Origin of the sequence: Bradyrhizobium sp. SZCCHNRI1029, assembly GCF_032487555.1 — a bacterium.
Classification (GTDB): Bacteria; Pseudomonadota; Alphaproteobacteria; order Rhizobiales; family Xanthobacteraceae; genus Bradyrhizobium.
Window position 1 is genome coordinate 374,114 of sequence record NZ_JAUEUK010000002.1, and the last position, 16,614, is coordinate 390,727.

The following is a 16,614-nucleotide window of genomic DNA, read 5'->3' on the forward strand; positions in this document are numbered from 1 at the left end:
GTGACATCGGACAATTTGCGCTGTGAGACCACGCCTCCGACGACACGCTGCTCCCGCCCTGTCGCACTTGCGACATGCTGTCGGGAGCGCGACAGCTCGCCGCGACCTGCGACGTTTAGAATCCTCCTTAGAAATCAACCAAATGCTCTCTGGCACGGCGCTTGAAAGATATCGCGCGAATGACATCGCTCGATGTCGCACGGATCGCGGGGAGCTGCACATGGCCTACAAGATCATCGCCTCACAATGCACGGTCTGCGGGGCCTGCGAGTTCGAGTGCCCGAATGCGGCCATCCGGCTCAAGAACGACATCTACATCATCGATCCGAAGAAGTGCACGGAGTGCGAGGGCCACTTCGATGCGCCGCAATGCGCCGCCGTCTGTCCGGTGCCGGACACCTGCGTCCCCGCCTGACGCGGGCCGCGGCGGTAACATTGCAAGCGGAGTGAGAGATGGCAGCGGTTCAGGAGACCATTGATCGGGTCAAGGGCATCGACGTCGATCAATATCGCTACGGGTTCGAGACCGTCATCGAATCCGAGAAGGCGCCGAAGGGGCTGTCCGAGGACACGATCCGCTTCATCTCGGCCAAGAAGAACGAGCCGGCCTGGATGCTGGAATGGCGGCTGGAGGCGTATCGCCGCTGGCTGACCATGACCGAGCCGACCTGGGCGCGGGTCGGATACCCGAAGATCGACTATCAGGATCTCTATTATTACGCGGCGCCGAAGCCGAAGAAGAAGGTGGCCTCGCTCGACGAGATCGATCCGGAGATCCTAAAGACCTACGAAAAGCTCGGCATTCCCCTGCGCGAGGTCGAGATCCTCGAAGGCGTCGAGCGCCCGGCTGGAGGCGCGGAAACCGACGCCGATGGTGAGGCGGCCACGCCGCGCAGCAAGATCGCGGTCGATGCCGTGTTCGATTCGGTCTCGGTGGCGACGACCTTCAAGGAGGAGCTGAAGAAGGCCGGCGTGATCTTCATGCCAATCTCCGAGGCGCTGCGCGAGCATCCGGACCTGGTGCAGAAATATCTCGGAACGGTCGTGCCGACGACCGACAATTATTTCGCGACGCTCAACTCGGCGGTGTTCTCCGACGGCTCGTTCGTCTACATCCCGCCGGGCGTGCGTTGCCCGATGGAGCTGTCCACGTATTTCCGCATCAACGAGCGCAACACCGGCCAGTTCGAGCGCACGCTGATCATCGCCGACAAGGGTGCCTACGTCTCCTATCTCGAGGGCTGCACGGCACCCCAGCGCGACGAGAACCAGCTGCACGCCGCCGTGGTCGAGCTGGTCGCGCTGGATGATGCCGAGATCAAGTACTCGACGGTGCAGAACTGGTACCCTGGCAATTCGGAGGGCGTCGGCGGCATCTATAATTTCGTCACCAAGCGCGGCGACTGCCGTGGCACGAATTCCAAGATCTCCTGGACCCAGGTCGAGACGGGATCGGCGATCACGTGGAAATATCCGAGCTGCATCCTGCGCGGCGACAATTCCAGCGGCGAGTTCTACTCGATCGCGATCTCCAACGGCTTCCAGCAGGTCGACTCGGGGACCAAGATGATCCATCTCGGCAAGAACACGTCGAGCCGGATCATCTCCAAGGGCATCGCCGCCGGAAAGTCGCAGAACACCTATCGCGGCCTCGTCAGCGCCCATCGCAAGGCCTCTGGCGCCCGCAACTTCACCGTCTGCGATTCGCTGCTGATCGGCGACAAATGCGGCGCGCACACTGTACCCTACATCGAGGCCAAGAACTCGTCGGCGGTGTTCGAGCACGAGGCGACGACGTCCAAGATCTCTGAGGACGTGCTGTTCTACTGCATCCAGCGCGGTCTGTCGCAGGAAGAGGCGGTTGGGCTCGTCGTCAACGGCTTCGTCAAGGACGTGCTGCAGCAACTGCCGATGGAGTTCGCGGTCGAGGCGCAGAAGCTGATCTCGATCTCGCTGGAAGGTTCGGTTGGATGACGGCGTCACGCGGCGACAACATCACAAGGAGTGTTCGATGACGGCCTTGCTCGAAATCAAGGGGCTCCATGCCGAGATCGCCGGCGGACGGAAGATCATCCAGGGCCTGGACCTGACCGTGAACAAGGGCGAGATCCACGCCATCATGGGGCCGAACGGTGCCGGCAAGTCGACGCTGTCCTACGTGCTCGCCGGCAAGCCCGGCTACGAGGTCACCGCCGGTGAGGTCTATCTCAACGGCGAGGACCTCTTGGCAATGGAGGCCGATGAGCGCGCCGCCAAGGGCGTGTTCCTGGCGTTCCAATATCCGCTGGAGATCCCGGGTGTCGCGACCTTGACGTTCCTGCGGGCCGCCTTCAACGCCCAGCGCAAGGCGCGCGGCGAGGAGGAGCTGTCGTCGCCGGATCTCATCAAGCGCGTGCGCGAGATCGCCAAGACGCTCAACATCGACGCCGACATGCTGAAGCGGCCGCTCAATGTCGGCTTCTCCGGCGGCGAGAAGAAGCGCAACGAGACCCTGCAGATGGCGCTGCTGCAGCCCTCGCTCTGCGTGCTCGACGAGACCGATTCCGGTCTCGACATCGACGCGCTGAAGGTCGTCGCCAGCGGCGTCAATGCGCTGCGCTCGGCCGAGCGGGGCATGATCGTCATCACCCACTATCAGCGGCTGCTCGACTACATCGTGCCCGACATCGTTCACGTCTTCGCAGCGGGCCGCATCGTCCGCACCGGGACCGCGGACCTCGCGCGCGAGCTCGAGGCGACCGGTTACGCCCAGTATCAGAGCGAAGCGGCGTAGGGCGGAGCACGAGCATGGGCGTCGCGATCCGCAAGACCAAGGCCGAGCTCGGGCTGGCCGATCTGTACCAGGGCGCCCGCCGTTATCTGCCGGGCGGCGAGGAGATCACGGCGGTGCGCGCCGCCGCTTTTGACCGCTTCAACGCGGTCGGCCTGCCGCATCGGCGCGTCGAGGCCTGGCGCTACACCGATCTGCGCACGCAGATGAAGGAGGCCAAGCGGCTGGCCTCGCTGCCCGATGATGCCGCCAAGACCAAGGCGCGCGAGGCGAGCGACCCGTTCGCGGGCACCGGCTTCCGCAAGCTGATGATCGTTGACGGTGCCTTCGTGCCCGAGCTGTCCGACCTCGCCGATCTCGAGCCCGGCCTCACCATCCAGCCGATGGCCGACGCGCTCGCGGCCGACAAGCCGCTGCTGTCGCAGCGGCTCGGTCCGGTCGTGCCGGACGACGATCCGGCGCTGGCGCTCAACACCGCGCTGGCTGCCAATGGCGTCGTGATCCTGGTGGCGCCGGGCACGGCGCTGAGCCGGCCAATCCACGTCGCGTTCGTCACGACGAACTGGGTCGCAACCTCGATGTACACGCGGTCGCTGGTCAATATCGGAACTGGGGCCAGCGCCACCATCGTCGAGTCGCATCAGGGGCCCGACGGCAGCGAATATCAGGTCAACACCGCGATGCAGCTCGTCGTCGGCGACGAGGCGCGGATCGACCATGTCAAGGTGACCCGGGAGGGCAACAGCGCGCTGCACATCTCCTCGCTGCTCGCCAATATCGGCGCGCGCGCGACCTTCAATCAGCTCGGCTTCGTCGCCGGTGGCAGCCTGGTGCGCAGCCAGCTGTTCGTGCACATCGCGGGCGAGGGAACCGTAGCCGACATCCGCGGCGGATCGCTGCTGTCCGGCGCCCAGCATGCCGACACGACCTTGGCGATCGAGCATGCCGCCGAGAACTGCCAGAGCCGCGAGACCTTCAAGGCTGTCGTCGGCGACACCGCGCGCGCGGTGTTCCAGGGCAAGATCACGGTCAGCCCCGGCGCGCAGAAGACCGACGCCAAGATGATGTCACGGGCGCTGCTGTTGTCCGACGAGGCCGAAGCCGACAGCAAGCCGGAGCTCGAAATCTTCGCCGACGATGTGCAATGCGGCCACGGCACCACGACCGGCGCGATCGATGACGAGCTGCTGTTCTATCTGATGGCGCGCGGCATTCCGCCGAAGGAAGCCAAGGCGCTGCTGATCCAGGCCTTCGTCGGCGAGATCATCGAGGGCGCTGCCAATGAGAGCGTGCGGGCGGCGCTGACGGAGGCGATGCTGGGCTGGCTCGGACAACGGGAGTAGGTGATGCATGCAGCGGTGCAGGGAAGCGGCTACGACGTTGGCCGCATCCGCGCGGATTTCCCGATCCTCGGCATGCAGGTCCACGGCAAGCCGCTGGTCTATCTCGACAACGCCGCGTCAGCGCAGAAGCCGCAGGCGGTGCTTGACCGGATGAACCAGGTCTACACGTCCGAATACGCCAACGTGCATCGCGGCCTGCATTATCTCGCGAACGCCGCCACCGAGGCCTACGAGGGCGCCCGCGCCAAGGTCGCGACGTTCCTCAATGCCGAAAGTCCGGAGCAGATCATCTTCACGCGCGGCGCCACCGAGGCGGTCAATCTGGTGGCGCAGACCTTCGGGCGCGAGCGGATCGGGCCGGGCGACGAGATCGTGCTGTCGATCATGGAGCACCACGCCAACATCATCCCCTGGCATTTCCTCCGGGAGCGGCAGGGCGCCGTGATCAAATGGGCTCCCGTCGACGGCGACGGCAACTTCCTGCTCGACGAGTTCGAGAAGCTGCTGACGCCGCGCACCAGGATGGTGGCGATGACGCAGATGTCGAACGTGCTCGGCACGGTGGTCCCGGTCAAGGAGGTCATCCGCATCGCGCATGACCGCGGCATTCCGGTGCTGATCGACGGCTCCCAGGCCGCCGTGCACATGGAGGTCGACGTCAGGGATCTCGACGCGGACTTCTACTGCATCACCGGGCACAAGATCTATGGCCCGACCGGCATCGGCGCGCTCTACGGCAAGCGTGAGCTGCTGGCGGCGATGCCGCCGTTCAACGGCGGCGGCGAGATGATCCGCGAGGTGTCGCGGGACCGGGTCACCTACGGCGATCCGCCGCACCGCTTCGAGGCGGGCACGCCGCCGATCGTGGAGGCCGCCGGGCTGGGCGCCGCGATCGACTACGTTGCCTCGATCGGCAAGCAGCGCATCGCGGCGCATGAGCATGATCTCGTCACCTACGCCACCGAGCAGCTGCGCGAAATCAACTCGCTGCGCATCATCGGCAACGCCGCCGACAAGGGCGCGATCGTCTCGTTCGAGATGCAGGGCGCCCACGCCCACGACTTCGCCACCGTCATCGACCGCTCCGGCGTCGCGGTCCGCGCCGGCACCCATTGCGCCATGCCGCTGCTGGAGCGTTTTGGCGTCACCGCAACCTGCCGCGCGTCGTTCGCGATGTACAACACGCGCGAAGAGGTGGATGTGCTGGTCCGTGCGCTGAAGAAGGCACAGGAGTTTTTCTCTTAAGAGCACTCGCTCTGTCCTGGCAGAGTTCCTACTGACTCGCATCTGGCGAGTTGGAATCGAGCATTCGCCAAGCTGGCGGTGCGCTCCCTCGCCCCGCTTGCGGGGAGAGGGTTGGGGTGAGGGGGACTCTCCACACGCACCAGACTCGCGGAGAGTCCCCCTCACCCGGATTGCATCTTCGATGCAATCCGGCCTCTCCCCGCACGCGGGGAGAGGCGAAGACTGAATGTGCCGCGCTATAGCGGCTTCATCAAAGCAACAAATCAAAACCTACGCCGCCGCAGCCATCGCCGCCTGCGCATCGGCCTTGATGCGGCTGACCATCGAGCGGAAGCCGTTGGAGCGCTGGGGCGTGAGATGCTCGCGCAGGCCCAGCTTCTCGAACAGGGCGATCGGATCGGCGGCGAGAACGTCCGGCGCGGTGCGGCCGGAGACCATCGCCAGGAGGATCGCGACCAGGCCACGCACGATGTGCGCGTCGCTGTCGCCGACGAAATGCAGCACGGGCGCGGCGGCGTCGTGCCGCACGGCGGTGGCGAGCCAGACCTGGCTGGTGCAGCCCTGCACCTTGTTGCCATCATTGCGGTCGGCGTCAGGCAGCGGCGGCAGGCCGCGGCCGAGCTCGATCACGTAGCGGTAGCGGTCGTCCCAGTCGTCGAGCAGCGCGAAATTCTCGACGATGTCCTCGATGTCCGGTATCCCCGGCGTCGCAGTCTGGGTCATCCTCAACATCATCCTCTCCTCGTCATCGGCCGATCTCCGTAGATGCGGGGCCAGCTATGCCGTCATGTCAGGCTCGCTGCCGCGCCGCGCCAGCACGGAATCGACCGCGTGCGTGACCCCGTCGAAGGTGATTGGCTTGGCGATGATGGCTTCCGCGCCCTGCCGCAGGCCGGCCAGCGCGAGCGGCGACCGGGGCGATCCCGCGACCACGATGATGCCGGCCTGATGCATCTTCCGGGCGAGCATGCCGACCGTCTCGGCGCCGTCGTCCTCCAGGATGCTCATCCCGATGAGGACGGCGTCGGGCGAGGTCCGTGCCGCCTTGGTCAAAGCGTCGGCGGTCTCCGCGAAGGTGAAGGTCTCGTGACGCTCACTGAGAATGTAGCCGAGCGCCGAGCGGATCACCTGATCGGCTTCAATGACAAAGACGCGCGCCTTGCTCGCCATCAAAAGTACTCCTGCTGGCCCGTTCGAAAGCGGGTTTGATCTGCATCAAGCAAACTCCGTACCGCCGCTCCTGACCGGCCCCCCGCGAGCGCTCCGCGGTGTTCTCTACGGAAGCGCCGCTCGGAGCCGCGGCGGCATGTGTCGTTTCGGACAGCACGGCGCGGGAGCGTCGGGTGGAAACCCCCGATGTCGGATTTGCAACAAGTCCATCCTAGCGCCGAGCTTGGCCGCATCTCTTTCAAAACATGGCCTTTTTAACGATTCCAAAGCTCTGGCACAGCCGTTGCAAAACTGGGCTCAGGCAATGGTTGAGGGCTGAGTGCACGCCGACGCTTCGGACGAGCGATGCTCTCCTTCCCAATAACCCGTCTGCCGGTTCTGGAGAGAGGACGCGGTCTCGCGATGCAAGGCGCATGCGGGACATTGGCAATCGGTTGATGGAGAGCAGAATGTCATCACTTCGACAAATCGCATTCTACGGCAAGGGCGGCATCGGCAAATCGACGACGTCGCAGAACACGCTCGCGGCGCTCGCCGAGATGGGTCATCGGATCCTGATCGTCGGCTGCGACCCCAAGGCGGATTCGACCCGCCTGATCCTGCACGCCAAGGCGCAGGACACGATCCTGAGCCTGGCTGCTGCCGCCGGCAGCGTCGAGGACCTCGAGATCGAGGAGGTCATGAAGGTCGGCTATCGCGACATCCGCTGCGTCGAGTCCGGCGGTCCGGAGCCGGGCGTCGGCTGCGCCGGCCGCGGCGTCATCACCTCGATCAACTTCCTGGAAGAGAACGGCGCCTACGAGGACATCGACTACGTGTCCTACGACGTGCTCGGCGACGTCGTGTGCGGCGGCTTCGCGATGCCGATCCGCGAGAACAAGGCGCAGGAGATCTACATCGTGATGTCCGGCGAGATGATGGCGATGTATGCCGCCAACAACATCTCCAAGGGCATTCTGAAATATGCAAATTCCGGCGGCGTGCGCCTGGGCGGCCTGGTCTGCAACGAGCGTCAGACCGACAAGGAGCTGGAGCTGGCGGAGGCTCTCGCCAAGAAGCTCGGTACTCAGCTGATTTACTTCGTGCCGCGCGACAACATCGTGCAGCACGCCGAGCTGCGCCGCATGACCGTGCTGGAATATGCGCCGGATTCCGTCCAGGCCGGGCACTACCGCTCGCTGGCGCAGAAGATCCACAACAACGGCGGCAAGGGCATCATCCCGACCCCGATCACGATGGACGAGCTCGAGGACATGCTGATGGAGCACGGCATCATGAAGGCCGTCGACGAAACCCAGATCGGAAAGACTGCCGCCGAACTCGCCGCAACGGCGTAACCGCCACCGGTGCTCCGGCCCTTCATCTCCAAGGGCCGGATCACCTCCGCAACCGATCATCGAGGAAAGCCAGATGAGCGTCACCGAGAAACAAAGCGTCGCCGAGATCAAGGCGCGCAACAAGGAACTGATCGCCGAGGTCCTGAAGGTCTATCCGGAAAAGACCGCCAAGCGCCGCGCCAAGCATCTCAACGTGCATGAGAACGGCAAGTCGGATTGCGGCGTCAAGTCGAACATCAAGTCGATCCCCGGCGTCATGACCATCCGCGGTTGCGCCTACGCCGGCTCGAAGGGCGTGGTGTGGGGCCCAATCAAGGACATGATCCACATCAGCCATGGCCCGGTCGGCTGCGGCCAGTACTCCTGGGCGGCGCGCCGCAACTACTACATCGGGACGACCGGCATCGACACCTTCGTGACGATGCAGTTCACCTCCGACTTCCAGGAGAAGGACATCGTCTTCGGCGGTGACAAGAAGCTCGCCAAGATCATGGACGAGATCCAGGAGCTGTTCCCGCTGAACAACGGCATCACCGTGCAGTCGGAATGCCCGATCGGCCTGATCGGCGACGACATCGAGGCCGTCTCCAAGGTCAAGTCGAAGGAGTATGACGGCAAGACCATCGTCCCCGTGCGTTGCGAAGGCTTCCGCGGCGTCTCCCAGTCCTTGGGTCACCATATCGCCAACGACGCGATCCGGGACTGGGTGTTCGACAAGCTCCCGGCCGATGCCGCGCCGCGCTTCGAGCCGTCGGCCTACGACGTCGCGATCATCGGCGACTACAACATCGGTGGCGACGCCTGGTCGTCCCGCATCCTGCTCGAGGAGATGGGCCTGCGCGTGATCGCCCAGTGGTCGGGCGACGGCTCGCTGGCAGAGCTCGAGGCGACGCCGAAGGCGAAGCTCAACGTGCTGCATTGCTACCGCTCGATGAACTACATCTCGCGCCACATGGAAGAGAAGTACGGTATTCCGTGGTGCGAATACAACTTCTTCGGACCGAGCAAGATCGCCGAATCGCTGCGTAAGATCGCCAGCTATTTCGACGACAAGATCAAGGAAGGTGCCGAGCGAGTCATCGCCAAGTACCAGCCCCTGATGGACGCCGTGATCGCCAAGTACCGGCCGCGCCTCGAAGGCAAGACCGTGATGCTGTTCGTCGGCGGTCTGCGTCCGCGCCACGTGATCGGCGCCTACGAGGATCTCGGCATGGAGGTCGTCGGCACAGGCTATGAGTTCGGCCACAACGACGACTATCAGCGCACCGCTCAGCACTACGTCAAGGACGGCACGCTGATCTACGACGACGTCACCGGCTACGAGTTCGAGAAGTTCGTCGAGAAGGTCCAGCCGGACCTGGTCGGCTCGGGCATCAAGGAAAAGTACGTGTTCCAGAAGATGGGCGTACCGTTCCGCCAGATGCATTCCTGGGACTACTCGGGTCCCTACCATGGCTATGACGGGTTCGCGATCTTCGCCCGCGACATGGACATGGCCATCAACTCGCCGGTCTGGAAGATGGCCAAGGCGCCCTGGAAGCAGGCGCCCAAGCCGTTGCTTCAGGCAGCCGAGTAAGCACCACCGCCCACGGCCTGGCTCTCCTTCGGCGGAGAGCCAGTGCTCCCTGATCGACACAGGAACATAGAGAGGGTTATCCCATGACGCAGAGTGCCGAACATGTGCTCGATCACTTCGAGCTTTTCCGTGGTCCCGAATACCAGCAGATGCTGGCGAACAAGAAGAAGATGTTCGAGAATCCGCGCGATCCCGCCGAGGTCGAGCGCATCCGCGAATGGGCCAAGACACCCGAATATCGCGAGAAGAATTTCGCCCGCGAGGCGCTGACCGTCAACCCGGCGAAGGCTTGCCAGCCGCTCGGCGCCGTGTTCGTTGCCGTCGGCTTCGAAAAGACGCTGCCGTTCGTGCACGGCTCGCAGGGCTGCGTTGCCTACTATCGCAGCCATCTGTCGCGCCACTTCAAGGAGCCGAGCTCCTGCGTGTCGTCGTCGATGACCGAGGACGCAGCCGTCTTCGGCGGCCTCAACAACATGATCGACGGCCTCGCCAACGCCTACAACATGTACAAGCCGTCGATGATCGCGGTCTCCACCACCTGCATGGCGGAAGTCATCGGCGACGACCTCAACGCCTTCATCAAGACCTCCAAGGAGAAGGGCTCGGTTCCCGCCGAGTTCGATGTGCCTTTCGCCCATACGCCTGCCTTCGTCGGCAGCCATGTCACCGGCTACGACAATGCAATGAAGGGCATTCTCGAGCACTTCTGGGACGGCAAGGCCGGCACCGCGCCGAAGCTGGAGCGCGTTCCCAACGAGAAGATCAACTTCATCGGCGGTTTCGATGGCTACACCGTCGGCAACATCAAGGAAGTGAAGCACATCTTCGAGGCGATGGGGATCGAGTACACGATCCTCGGCGACAATTCGAACGTGTTCGACACGCCGACCGACGGCGAGTTCCGTATGTATGATGGCGGCACCACGCTGGAGGACGCGGCCAACGCGATTCACGCCAAGGCGACGATCTCGATGCAGCACTTCTGCACCGAGAAGACCCTGCCGTTCATCAAGAACCACGGCCAGGAGGTCGTCTCCTTCAACCATCCGGTCGGCGTGATCGGCACCGACGCCTTCGTGATGGCGCTGTCACGCATCACCGGCAAGGAGATTCCGGAGCAGCTCGCGCTCGAGCGCGGCCGCCTGGTCGACGCGATCGCCGACTCCAGCGCCCACATCCACGGCAAGAAGTTCGCGATCTACGGCGATCCGGACCTCTGCCTCGGCCTCGCCGCGTTCCTGCTCGAGCTCGGCGCCGAGCCGACCCACGTGCTCGCCACCAACGGCAACAAGGATTGGGCCGAGAAGGTGCAGGCCGTGTTCGACTCGTCGCCGTTCGGAAAGAACTGCCACGTGTATCCCGGCAAGGACCTGTGGCACATGCGCTCGCTGCTGTTCACCGAGCCGGTCGATTTCCTGATCGGCAACACCTACGGCAAGTATCTGGAGCGCGACACCGGCACGCCGCTGATCCGCATCGGCTTTCCGATCTTCGATCGTCACCACAAGCACCGCTATCCGGTGTGGGGCTATCAAGGCGGCCTGAACGTGCTGGTCACGATCCTCGATAAGATCTTCGACGAGATCGATCGCAACACCAACGTGCCGGCCAAGTCGGACTACAGCTTCGATATCATCCGCTAGGACACGGCGCGCGGCGGTCCGTTAAGGGCCGCCGCGTCTCGATCTGGACGACGAGGCTCATGGGGAAGGCACTGAAAGCCTGAGCCTCCTCGGCCAAAAGACGCGCAGAAGGTCCGCCAACAGGAGAAGCCAATGAGCTCGCTGTCTGCCACGATCCAGAACGTCTTCAACGAGCCGGGTTGCGGCAAGAACGCCAACAAGTCCGAGGCCGAGCGCAAGAAGGGCTGCACCAAGCAGCTACAGCCGGGCGGTGCGGCGGGCGGGTGCGCGTTCGATGGCGCCAAGGTCGCCTTGCAGCCGCTGACCGACGTCGCGCACCTCGTGCACGGACCGATCGCCTGCGAGGGGAATTCCTGGGACAACCGTGGTGCGGCCTCGTCTGGCTCGCAGATCTGGCGCACCGGTTTCACCACCGACATCAACGAGACCGACGTCGTGTTCGGCGGCGAGAAGCGGCTGTACAAGGCGATCAAGGAAATCATCGAGAAGTACGATCCGCTGGCGGTCTTCGTCTACCAGACCTGCGTGCCCGCCATGACCGGCGACGACATCAATGCCGTCTGCAAGGCGGCCTCGGCCAAATTTGGCAAGCCCTGTATCCCCGTCAACTCGCCCGGCTTCGTCGGCCCGAAGAATCTCGGCAACAAGCTCGCCGGCGAGGCGCTGCTCGACCACGTCATCGGCACCGTCGAGCCGGAGGTCACAACGCCCTACGACCTCAACATCATCGGCGAATACAATCTCTCCGGCGAGCTCTGGCAGGTGAAGCCGCTGTTCGACGAACTCGGCATCCGCATCTCCGCCTGCATCTCCGGCGACGGCCGCTACAAGGACGTCGCCTCGTCGCACCGCGCCCGCGCCGCGATGATGGTGTGCTCCAAGGCGATGATCAACGTCGCCCGCAAGATGGAGGAACGCTACGGCATTCCGTTCTTCGAGGGATCGTTCTACGGCATCCAGGACTCCTCGGACTCGCTGCGCGAGATCGCGCGCCTCCTGGTCGAGCGCGGCGCGCCGGCCGATCTGCTGGACCGCACCGAGGCGGTGATCGCGCGCGAGGAGGCCAAGGCCTGGGCGGCGATCGAGCCGTTCAAGAAGCGGCTCACCGGCAAGAAGGTGCTGCTGATCACCGGCGGCGTGAAGTCGTGGTCAGTCGTAGCGGCGCTGCAGGAGGCCGGCATGGAGCTGGTCGGCACCTCCGTCAAGAAGTCCACCAAGGAGGACAAGGAGCGCATCAAGGAGCTGATGGGCCAGGACGCGCACATGATCGACGATATGGCGCCGCGCGAAATGTACAAGATGCTCAAGGACGCCAAGGCCGACATCATGCTCTCGGGCGGCAAGTCGCAATTCGTGGCGCTGAAGGCGGCGATGCCCTGGCTCGACATCAACCAGGAGCGCTCCCACGCCTTTATGGGCTATATCGGGATGGTGAAGCTGGTCGCGGAGATCGACAAGGCGATCTACAACCCGATGTGGGAGCAGCTGCGCAAGCGGGCGCCCTGGGAGCAGGCCGACAGCAACTGGCAGGCCAGGGCGATTGCCCAGGTCAATGCAGAAGCGGCGGCGCTGGCGGCCGATCCGGTCGCCGCGGAAGCCGCGCGACGCGCCAAGAAGATCTGCCACTGCAAGTCGGTCGATCTCGGCACCATCGAGGACGCGATCAAGGCCCATGGCCTCGCCGATGTCGCCGGCGTTCGCGAGCACACCAACGCCTCGGGCGGCTGCGGCGCCTGCGCCGGGCGGGTCGAGGACATCCTGGCGACGTTCAAGGCGCCGGCCGAGCTGCTGCAGGCGGCGGAGTAGGGCGGCGCTCATGGCCAAGGTCACCATTGGAAAGAAGGCCTGCGCGGTCAATCCGCTCAAGATGAGCCAGCCGATCGGCGGCTCGTTCGCCTTCCTCGGCCTGCGCGGCGCGATGCCGCTGCTGCATGGTTCGCAGGGCTGCACCTCGTTCGGCCTGACCTTGTTCGTGCGCCACTTCAAGGAAGCGGTGCCGATGCAGACGACGGCGATGAGCGAGGTCGCCACCGTGCTCGGCGGCTATGAGAATGTCGAGCAGGCGATCCTCAACATCTACAAGCGACAAAAGCCGGAGATCATCGGCATCTGCTCGACCGGCGTCACCGAGACCAAGGGCGACGACGTCGACGGCTACATCAGGCTGATCCGCGAGAAACATCCAGATCTCGCGAATTATCCGCTGGTCTACGTCTCGACGCCGGACTTCAAGGACGCGTTCCAGGACGGTTGGGACAAGACCGTCGCCAAGATGGTCGAGGTGCTCGTCGACAAGCCGACCTCGACCCGTCGCGACCCGGCGCGGGTCAACGTGCTGCCGGGCTGCCATCTGACGCCGGGGGATATCGAGGAGCTGCGCACCATCATCGAGGATTTCGGTCTGGAGCCATCGTTCCTGCCGGATATCGGCGGCTCGCTCGACGGCCACATCCCCGACGAGTTCACGCCGACAACGATCGGCGGCATCGGCCTGGAAGAGATTGCGACCATGGGCAGCGCGTCCTGGACGATCGCGATCGGGGCGCAAATGAAGCGAGCGGCGGAAGCGATGCAGGCCAGGACCGGCGTGCCGTATCGGCTGTTCGAGCGGCTCTGCGGGCTGCTGCCGAACGACGAGTTCATGACGTTCCTCAGCAAGATCTCGGGACGCCCGGTGCCGGTGAAATATCGACGGCAGCGCGGCCAGCTCGCGGACGCGATGCTGGATGCGCATTTCCACATTGGCGGCCGCAAGCTCGCTGTTGGCGCCGAGCCGGATCTGCTGTTCGACGTCGCGAGCATGCTGCACGACATGGGCGCGCATGTGTCGGTGGCGGTCACCACGACGCAGTCGCCGGTGCTCGAGCGGATGCCCTGCGATGAAGTGCTGATCGGCGATCTCGAGGATCTCGAAAACCTGGCAAAGGAGCGCGACTGCGGCTTGATGCTCACGCATTCGCACGGCCGCCAGGCCGCCGCCCGCCTCAAGATCCCGTTCTACCGGATCGGCTTTCCGATGTTCGACCGGCTCGGGGCAGGGCATCTCCTGACGGTCGGCTATCGCGGCACGCGCGATCTGATCTTTGCGCTCGCCAATCTGATCATCGCCGATCGCGAGGACAACCATCAGCCGACGCCCGACACCTGGCTCGATCCCTGGAAGGACCTCGAACAGGCATCGATCGACACCGCCGTCGTGGCGCCACTGCATTGACGTTTCAGGAGAAAGGACCGACGACATGAAAGTCGCATTCGCTACCCAGGATCTGAAGCGCGTCGACGCCCATTTCGGCTGGGCCAAGAACATCGCGATCTACGATCTCGATCCCGAGGGCTACCGCTTCATCGAGAAGGTCGAGTTCGACGGCGATCTCAAGGAGGATGGCAACGAGGACAAGCTGGCGCCGAAGATCGAGGCGATCAAGGATTGCGCGATCCTCTATGTCGCCGCGATCGGCGGCTCCGGCGCAGCGCGCGTCGTCGCCAACAACATCCATCCGATGAAGGTCACCCAGCCCGAGGAGATCACCGATCTGCTCGGCAAGCTGCAGGCGGTGCTCAAGGGCACGCCGCCGCCCTGGCTGCGCAAGGCGCTGGCCAAGGGCCAGGAACGCGCGCTCGATTTCGAGGAATGAGGAAACCACCATGTCCGATACCGCGGTAGCCGTCGAAACCATCCCCGCCGAGCAGCGGCCCTTCGTCAAGGAGCTGATCAAGGTGTGGCGCGCCCAGGACACCCATGGCGCATGGGAAGGCAAGAAGGACATCGACCTGCTCGAGCCCTACATCCTGGACAAGGAGAAGCGGCGGGCGTTGCCGATCATCGGCGATCCCGATCCGGAGACGATCTGGCGGCTGGAGCTGTTCTTCAATGCGGTCGCACTGTCGATCGAGAAGGCCACCGGCGTCATGATCTCGCCGATGCTGAAGATGAGTCACGAGGGCTTCGGCCGCATGGTGCTGATCGGCGGCCGGCTGATCGTCGTCAACAAGCAGCTGCGCGACGTCCACCGCTTCGGCTTCGACAATCTCGGCAAGCTGGCCGACGAAGGCGACAAGTTCGTCAAGGCCGGCGTCGAGATGATCGAGAAGTTCAAGGACGTCGCGAACTACTGAACGGCGAGGATGAGAGAGATGAGCGACCTGGATACCCTGAAGGCCGAGATCAAGAAGCTGTCGGCACGCGCCATGGATGCCAAGATGAACCTGCACGACCTGTCGGAGGAACTGCCCATCAACTGGGACCAGATCCTGCCGACGGCGCAGAAGGCGCATGACGCGTTCGCCGAGCTGGAGAAGAAGCGGGCCGAGCTGAAGAAGCTCGAAACCGCGTAAGCCCGATTTGAGGATCCGTCATCATGTCCAACGCAACCCGTGACGGTCGCGACTGGCGGCCGGACTATCTGGTCGCCATCGATCCGGCCAAGTGCATCGGCTGCGGCCGCTGCTACAAGGTGTGTGGCCGCGAGGTCATGACCCTGAAGGGCATCAACGACGAGGGCGAGTTCGTCGAGCTCGACGACGACGAGGATGACGAGGTCGAGAAGAAGATCATGGTCATGAACGACACCGGCGCTTGCATCGGCTGCGGCGCCTGCGCCCGGGTCTGCCCGACCAACTGCCAGACCCATTCGCCGGCGGCCTGAGATTGTCGAGCGTGCTGCCATGATGCGGATGGAGGCGAAATTCACGATCGGCCAGGTGACTCGGCACCGCGTCTACGATCTGCGCGGCGTCGTGTTCGATGTCGACCTGTCGTTCTCCGAGGAAGAGGGCTGGCGCGCCATCACCATGGACGCCAGGCTCGACAAGGAGCAGCCATTCTACTATCTGCTCGCCGAATGCGGCGAGAGCAGCTACATCGCCTATGTGCCTGAGCAGAACTTGGTGGCGGACGCTTCCGGGGAGCCGGTGAAGCATCCCGATATCGGCGAACTGTTCGATGTCGACGATGAGGGCAGCTATCGCTACCGCGGGCGGATCTTTCAGTAGATCTTGCCACTGCCGTCATTGCGAGGAGCCGCAGGCGACGAAGCAATCCAGAGTCGTCGTGCGGCCCTGGATCGCGTCGCTGCGTTCGCGATGACGGAGACTTGTGTTGGCCACGATCTATCCGCTCGTCATTCCGGGGCGCGCGCTTCGCGCGCCCCGGAATGACGGTCGAGAGATGAGGGCCAGGCCGAAAGCGGGGACTTTTACTCGATCCCCTGTTCCCTGGCCTTCCACATCGCCGCGATCCGGAAGCGCTCGTTGATCGCGGCGGGGTTGGCGAGGATCTCGGCCTGGGCGGCGGCGAACGCGCTCTCGACGATCGCTGCCTCGTCCTTGGTCAAAGTGATGCGGCCGGCCATGTGAGTCGCGTCGGGCGCGGCCTCCCAGATCTTGCGCCGGTTCGGATGCAGCTTGACCTCGACCAGCTCGAACGCCTCGAGCTCGCCTTCGAGGCAGATGGCGAGGCCAATCACCTCGACCTTGCGGCCGTCCTGCGTGGTCTTGACCAGAGTCTTTGCCATGCTCGTGCTCCCGTCGT

At 64.2% G+C, this 16,614-nt stretch carries 18 protein-coding genes; 15 read left to right on the forward strand and 3 right to left on the reverse strand.

Annotated features, from left to right (window positions below; genetic code table 11):
- Positions 1-220 precede the first annotated feature (220 nt).
- The 5 genes from QW861_RS07390 to QW861_RS07410 are packed head-to-tail and all read left to right on the forward strand — an operon-like array spanning position 221 to position 5,358.
- Positions 221-415, forward strand: coding sequence for a 4Fe-4S dicluster domain-containing protein (locus QW861_RS07390; RefSeq protein WP_315713168.1), 195 nt, complete (start codon positions 221-223; stop codon positions 413-415).
- 38 nt (positions 416-453) lie between these two features.
- Entirely contained in the window at positions 454-1,974 is a 1,521-nt protein-coding gene (sufB, locus tag QW861_RS07395) for a Fe-S cluster assembly protein SufB (protein ID WP_315752829.1), read from the forward strand.
- Positions 1,975-2,011: 37 nt separating this feature from the next.
- A complete protein-coding gene (gene sufC / locus QW861_RS07400; RefSeq protein WP_315752830.1) occupies positions 2,012-2,773 on the forward strand; it encodes a Fe-S cluster assembly ATPase SufC in 762 nt (253 codons plus the stop codon).
- 14 nt (positions 2,774-2,787) lie between these two features.
- Positions 2,788-4,113 carry a Fe-S cluster assembly protein SufD gene (sufD, locus tag QW861_RS07405; RefSeq protein WP_315752831.1) on the forward strand — a complete coding sequence of 442 codons (1,326 nt, stop codon included), beginning with the start codon at positions 2,788-2,790 and terminating at the stop codon, positions 4,111-4,113.
- Positions 4,114-4,116: 3 nt separating this feature from the next.
- Positions 4,117-5,358: a cysteine desulfurase gene (locus tag QW861_RS07410; RefSeq protein ID WP_315752832.1), complete on the forward strand. Its 1,242-nt coding sequence runs from the start codon at positions 4,117-4,119 to the stop codon at positions 5,356-5,358.
- A 270-nt stretch (positions 5,359-5,628) separates the two neighbouring features.
- Here the strand turns inward: QW861_RS07410 and QW861_RS07415 are convergent, their stop codons facing one another.
- Together QW861_RS07415 and QW861_RS07420 are read right to left on the reverse strand one after the other, a co-directional pair.
- Positions 5,629-6,090 carry a SufE family protein gene (locus QW861_RS07415; RefSeq protein ID WP_315752833.1) on the reverse strand — a complete coding sequence of 154 codons (462 nt, stop codon included), beginning with the start codon at positions 6,088-6,090 and terminating at the stop codon, positions 5,629-5,631.
- 45 nt (positions 6,091-6,135) lie between these two features.
- Positions 6,136-6,528: a response regulator gene (locus QW861_RS07420; RefSeq protein WP_315752834.1), complete on the reverse strand. Its 393-nt coding sequence runs from the start codon at positions 6,526-6,528 to the stop codon at positions 6,136-6,138.
- A 449-nt stretch (positions 6,529-6,977) separates the two neighbouring features.
- On the opposite strand from QW861_RS07420, the gene nifH reads away from it, so the two are divergent.
- From nifH to hspQ, 10 genes are all read left to right on the forward strand, one after another.
- Entirely contained in the window at positions 6,978-7,865 is an 888-nt protein-coding gene (gene nifH / locus QW861_RS07425; protein ID WP_315713086.1) for a nitrogenase iron protein, read from the forward strand.
- A gap of 73 nt (positions 7,866-7,938) precedes the next feature.
- Complete coding sequence (gene nifD / locus QW861_RS07430; RefSeq protein ID WP_315713160.1) at positions 7,939-9,441, forward strand: nitrogenase molybdenum-iron protein alpha chain; 1,503 nt, start codon at positions 7,939-7,941, stop codon at positions 9,439-9,441.
- An 83-nt stretch (positions 9,442-9,524) separates the two neighbouring features.
- Entirely contained in the window at positions 9,525-11,084 is a 1,560-nt protein-coding gene (gene nifK, locus QW861_RS07435; protein WP_315752835.1) for a nitrogenase molybdenum-iron protein subunit beta, read from the forward strand.
- 132 nt (positions 11,085-11,216) lie between these two features.
- Positions 11,217-12,890: a nitrogenase iron-molybdenum cofactor biosynthesis protein NifE gene (gene nifE / locus QW861_RS07440; RefSeq protein WP_315752836.1), complete on the forward strand. Its 1,674-nt coding sequence runs from the start codon at positions 11,217-11,219 to the stop codon at positions 12,888-12,890.
- 10 nt (positions 12,891-12,900) lie between these two features.
- Positions 12,901-14,298 carry a nitrogenase iron-molybdenum cofactor biosynthesis protein NifN gene (gene nifN / locus QW861_RS07445; RefSeq protein ID WP_315752837.1) on the forward strand — a complete coding sequence of 466 codons (1,398 nt, stop codon included), beginning with the start codon at positions 12,901-12,903 and terminating at the stop codon, positions 14,296-14,298.
- Positions 14,299-14,323: 25 nt separating this feature from the next.
- Entirely contained in the window at positions 14,324-14,719 is a 396-nt protein-coding gene (nifX, locus tag QW861_RS07450; RefSeq protein ID WP_315713153.1) for a nitrogen fixation protein NifX, read from the forward strand.
- 10 nt (positions 14,720-14,729) lie between these two features.
- Entirely contained in the window at positions 14,730-15,200 is a 471-nt protein-coding gene (locus QW861_RS07455; protein WP_315752838.1) for a NifX-associated nitrogen fixation protein, read from the forward strand.
- A gap of 18 nt (positions 15,201-15,218) precedes the next feature.
- Complete coding sequence (locus tag QW861_RS07460; protein ID WP_315713150.1) at positions 15,219-15,419, forward strand: CCE_0567 family metalloprotein; 201 nt, start codon at positions 15,219-15,221, stop codon at positions 15,417-15,419.
- A 23-nt stretch (positions 15,420-15,442) separates the two neighbouring features.
- Complete coding sequence (gene fdxB, locus QW861_RS07465; RefSeq protein WP_315713149.1) at positions 15,443-15,730, forward strand: ferredoxin III, nif-specific; 288 nt, start codon at positions 15,443-15,445, stop codon at positions 15,728-15,730.
- A gap of 19 nt (positions 15,731-15,749) precedes the next feature.
- Positions 15,750-16,076 carry a heat shock protein HspQ gene (hspQ, locus tag QW861_RS07470; protein WP_315752839.1) on the forward strand — a complete coding sequence of 109 codons (327 nt, stop codon included), beginning with the start codon at positions 15,750-15,752 and terminating at the stop codon, positions 16,074-16,076.
- A 203-nt stretch (positions 16,077-16,279) separates the two neighbouring features.
- Here hspQ and QW861_RS07475 read toward each other — a convergent pair whose 3' ends face one another.
- The gene (locus QW861_RS07475; RefSeq protein WP_315713146.1) at positions 16,280-16,597 is read right to left on the reverse strand and encodes a hypothetical protein; all 318 of its coding nucleotides are present in this window, start codon (positions 16,595-16,597) and stop codon (positions 16,280-16,282) included.
- Positions 16,598-16,614: the final 17 nt, after the last annotated feature.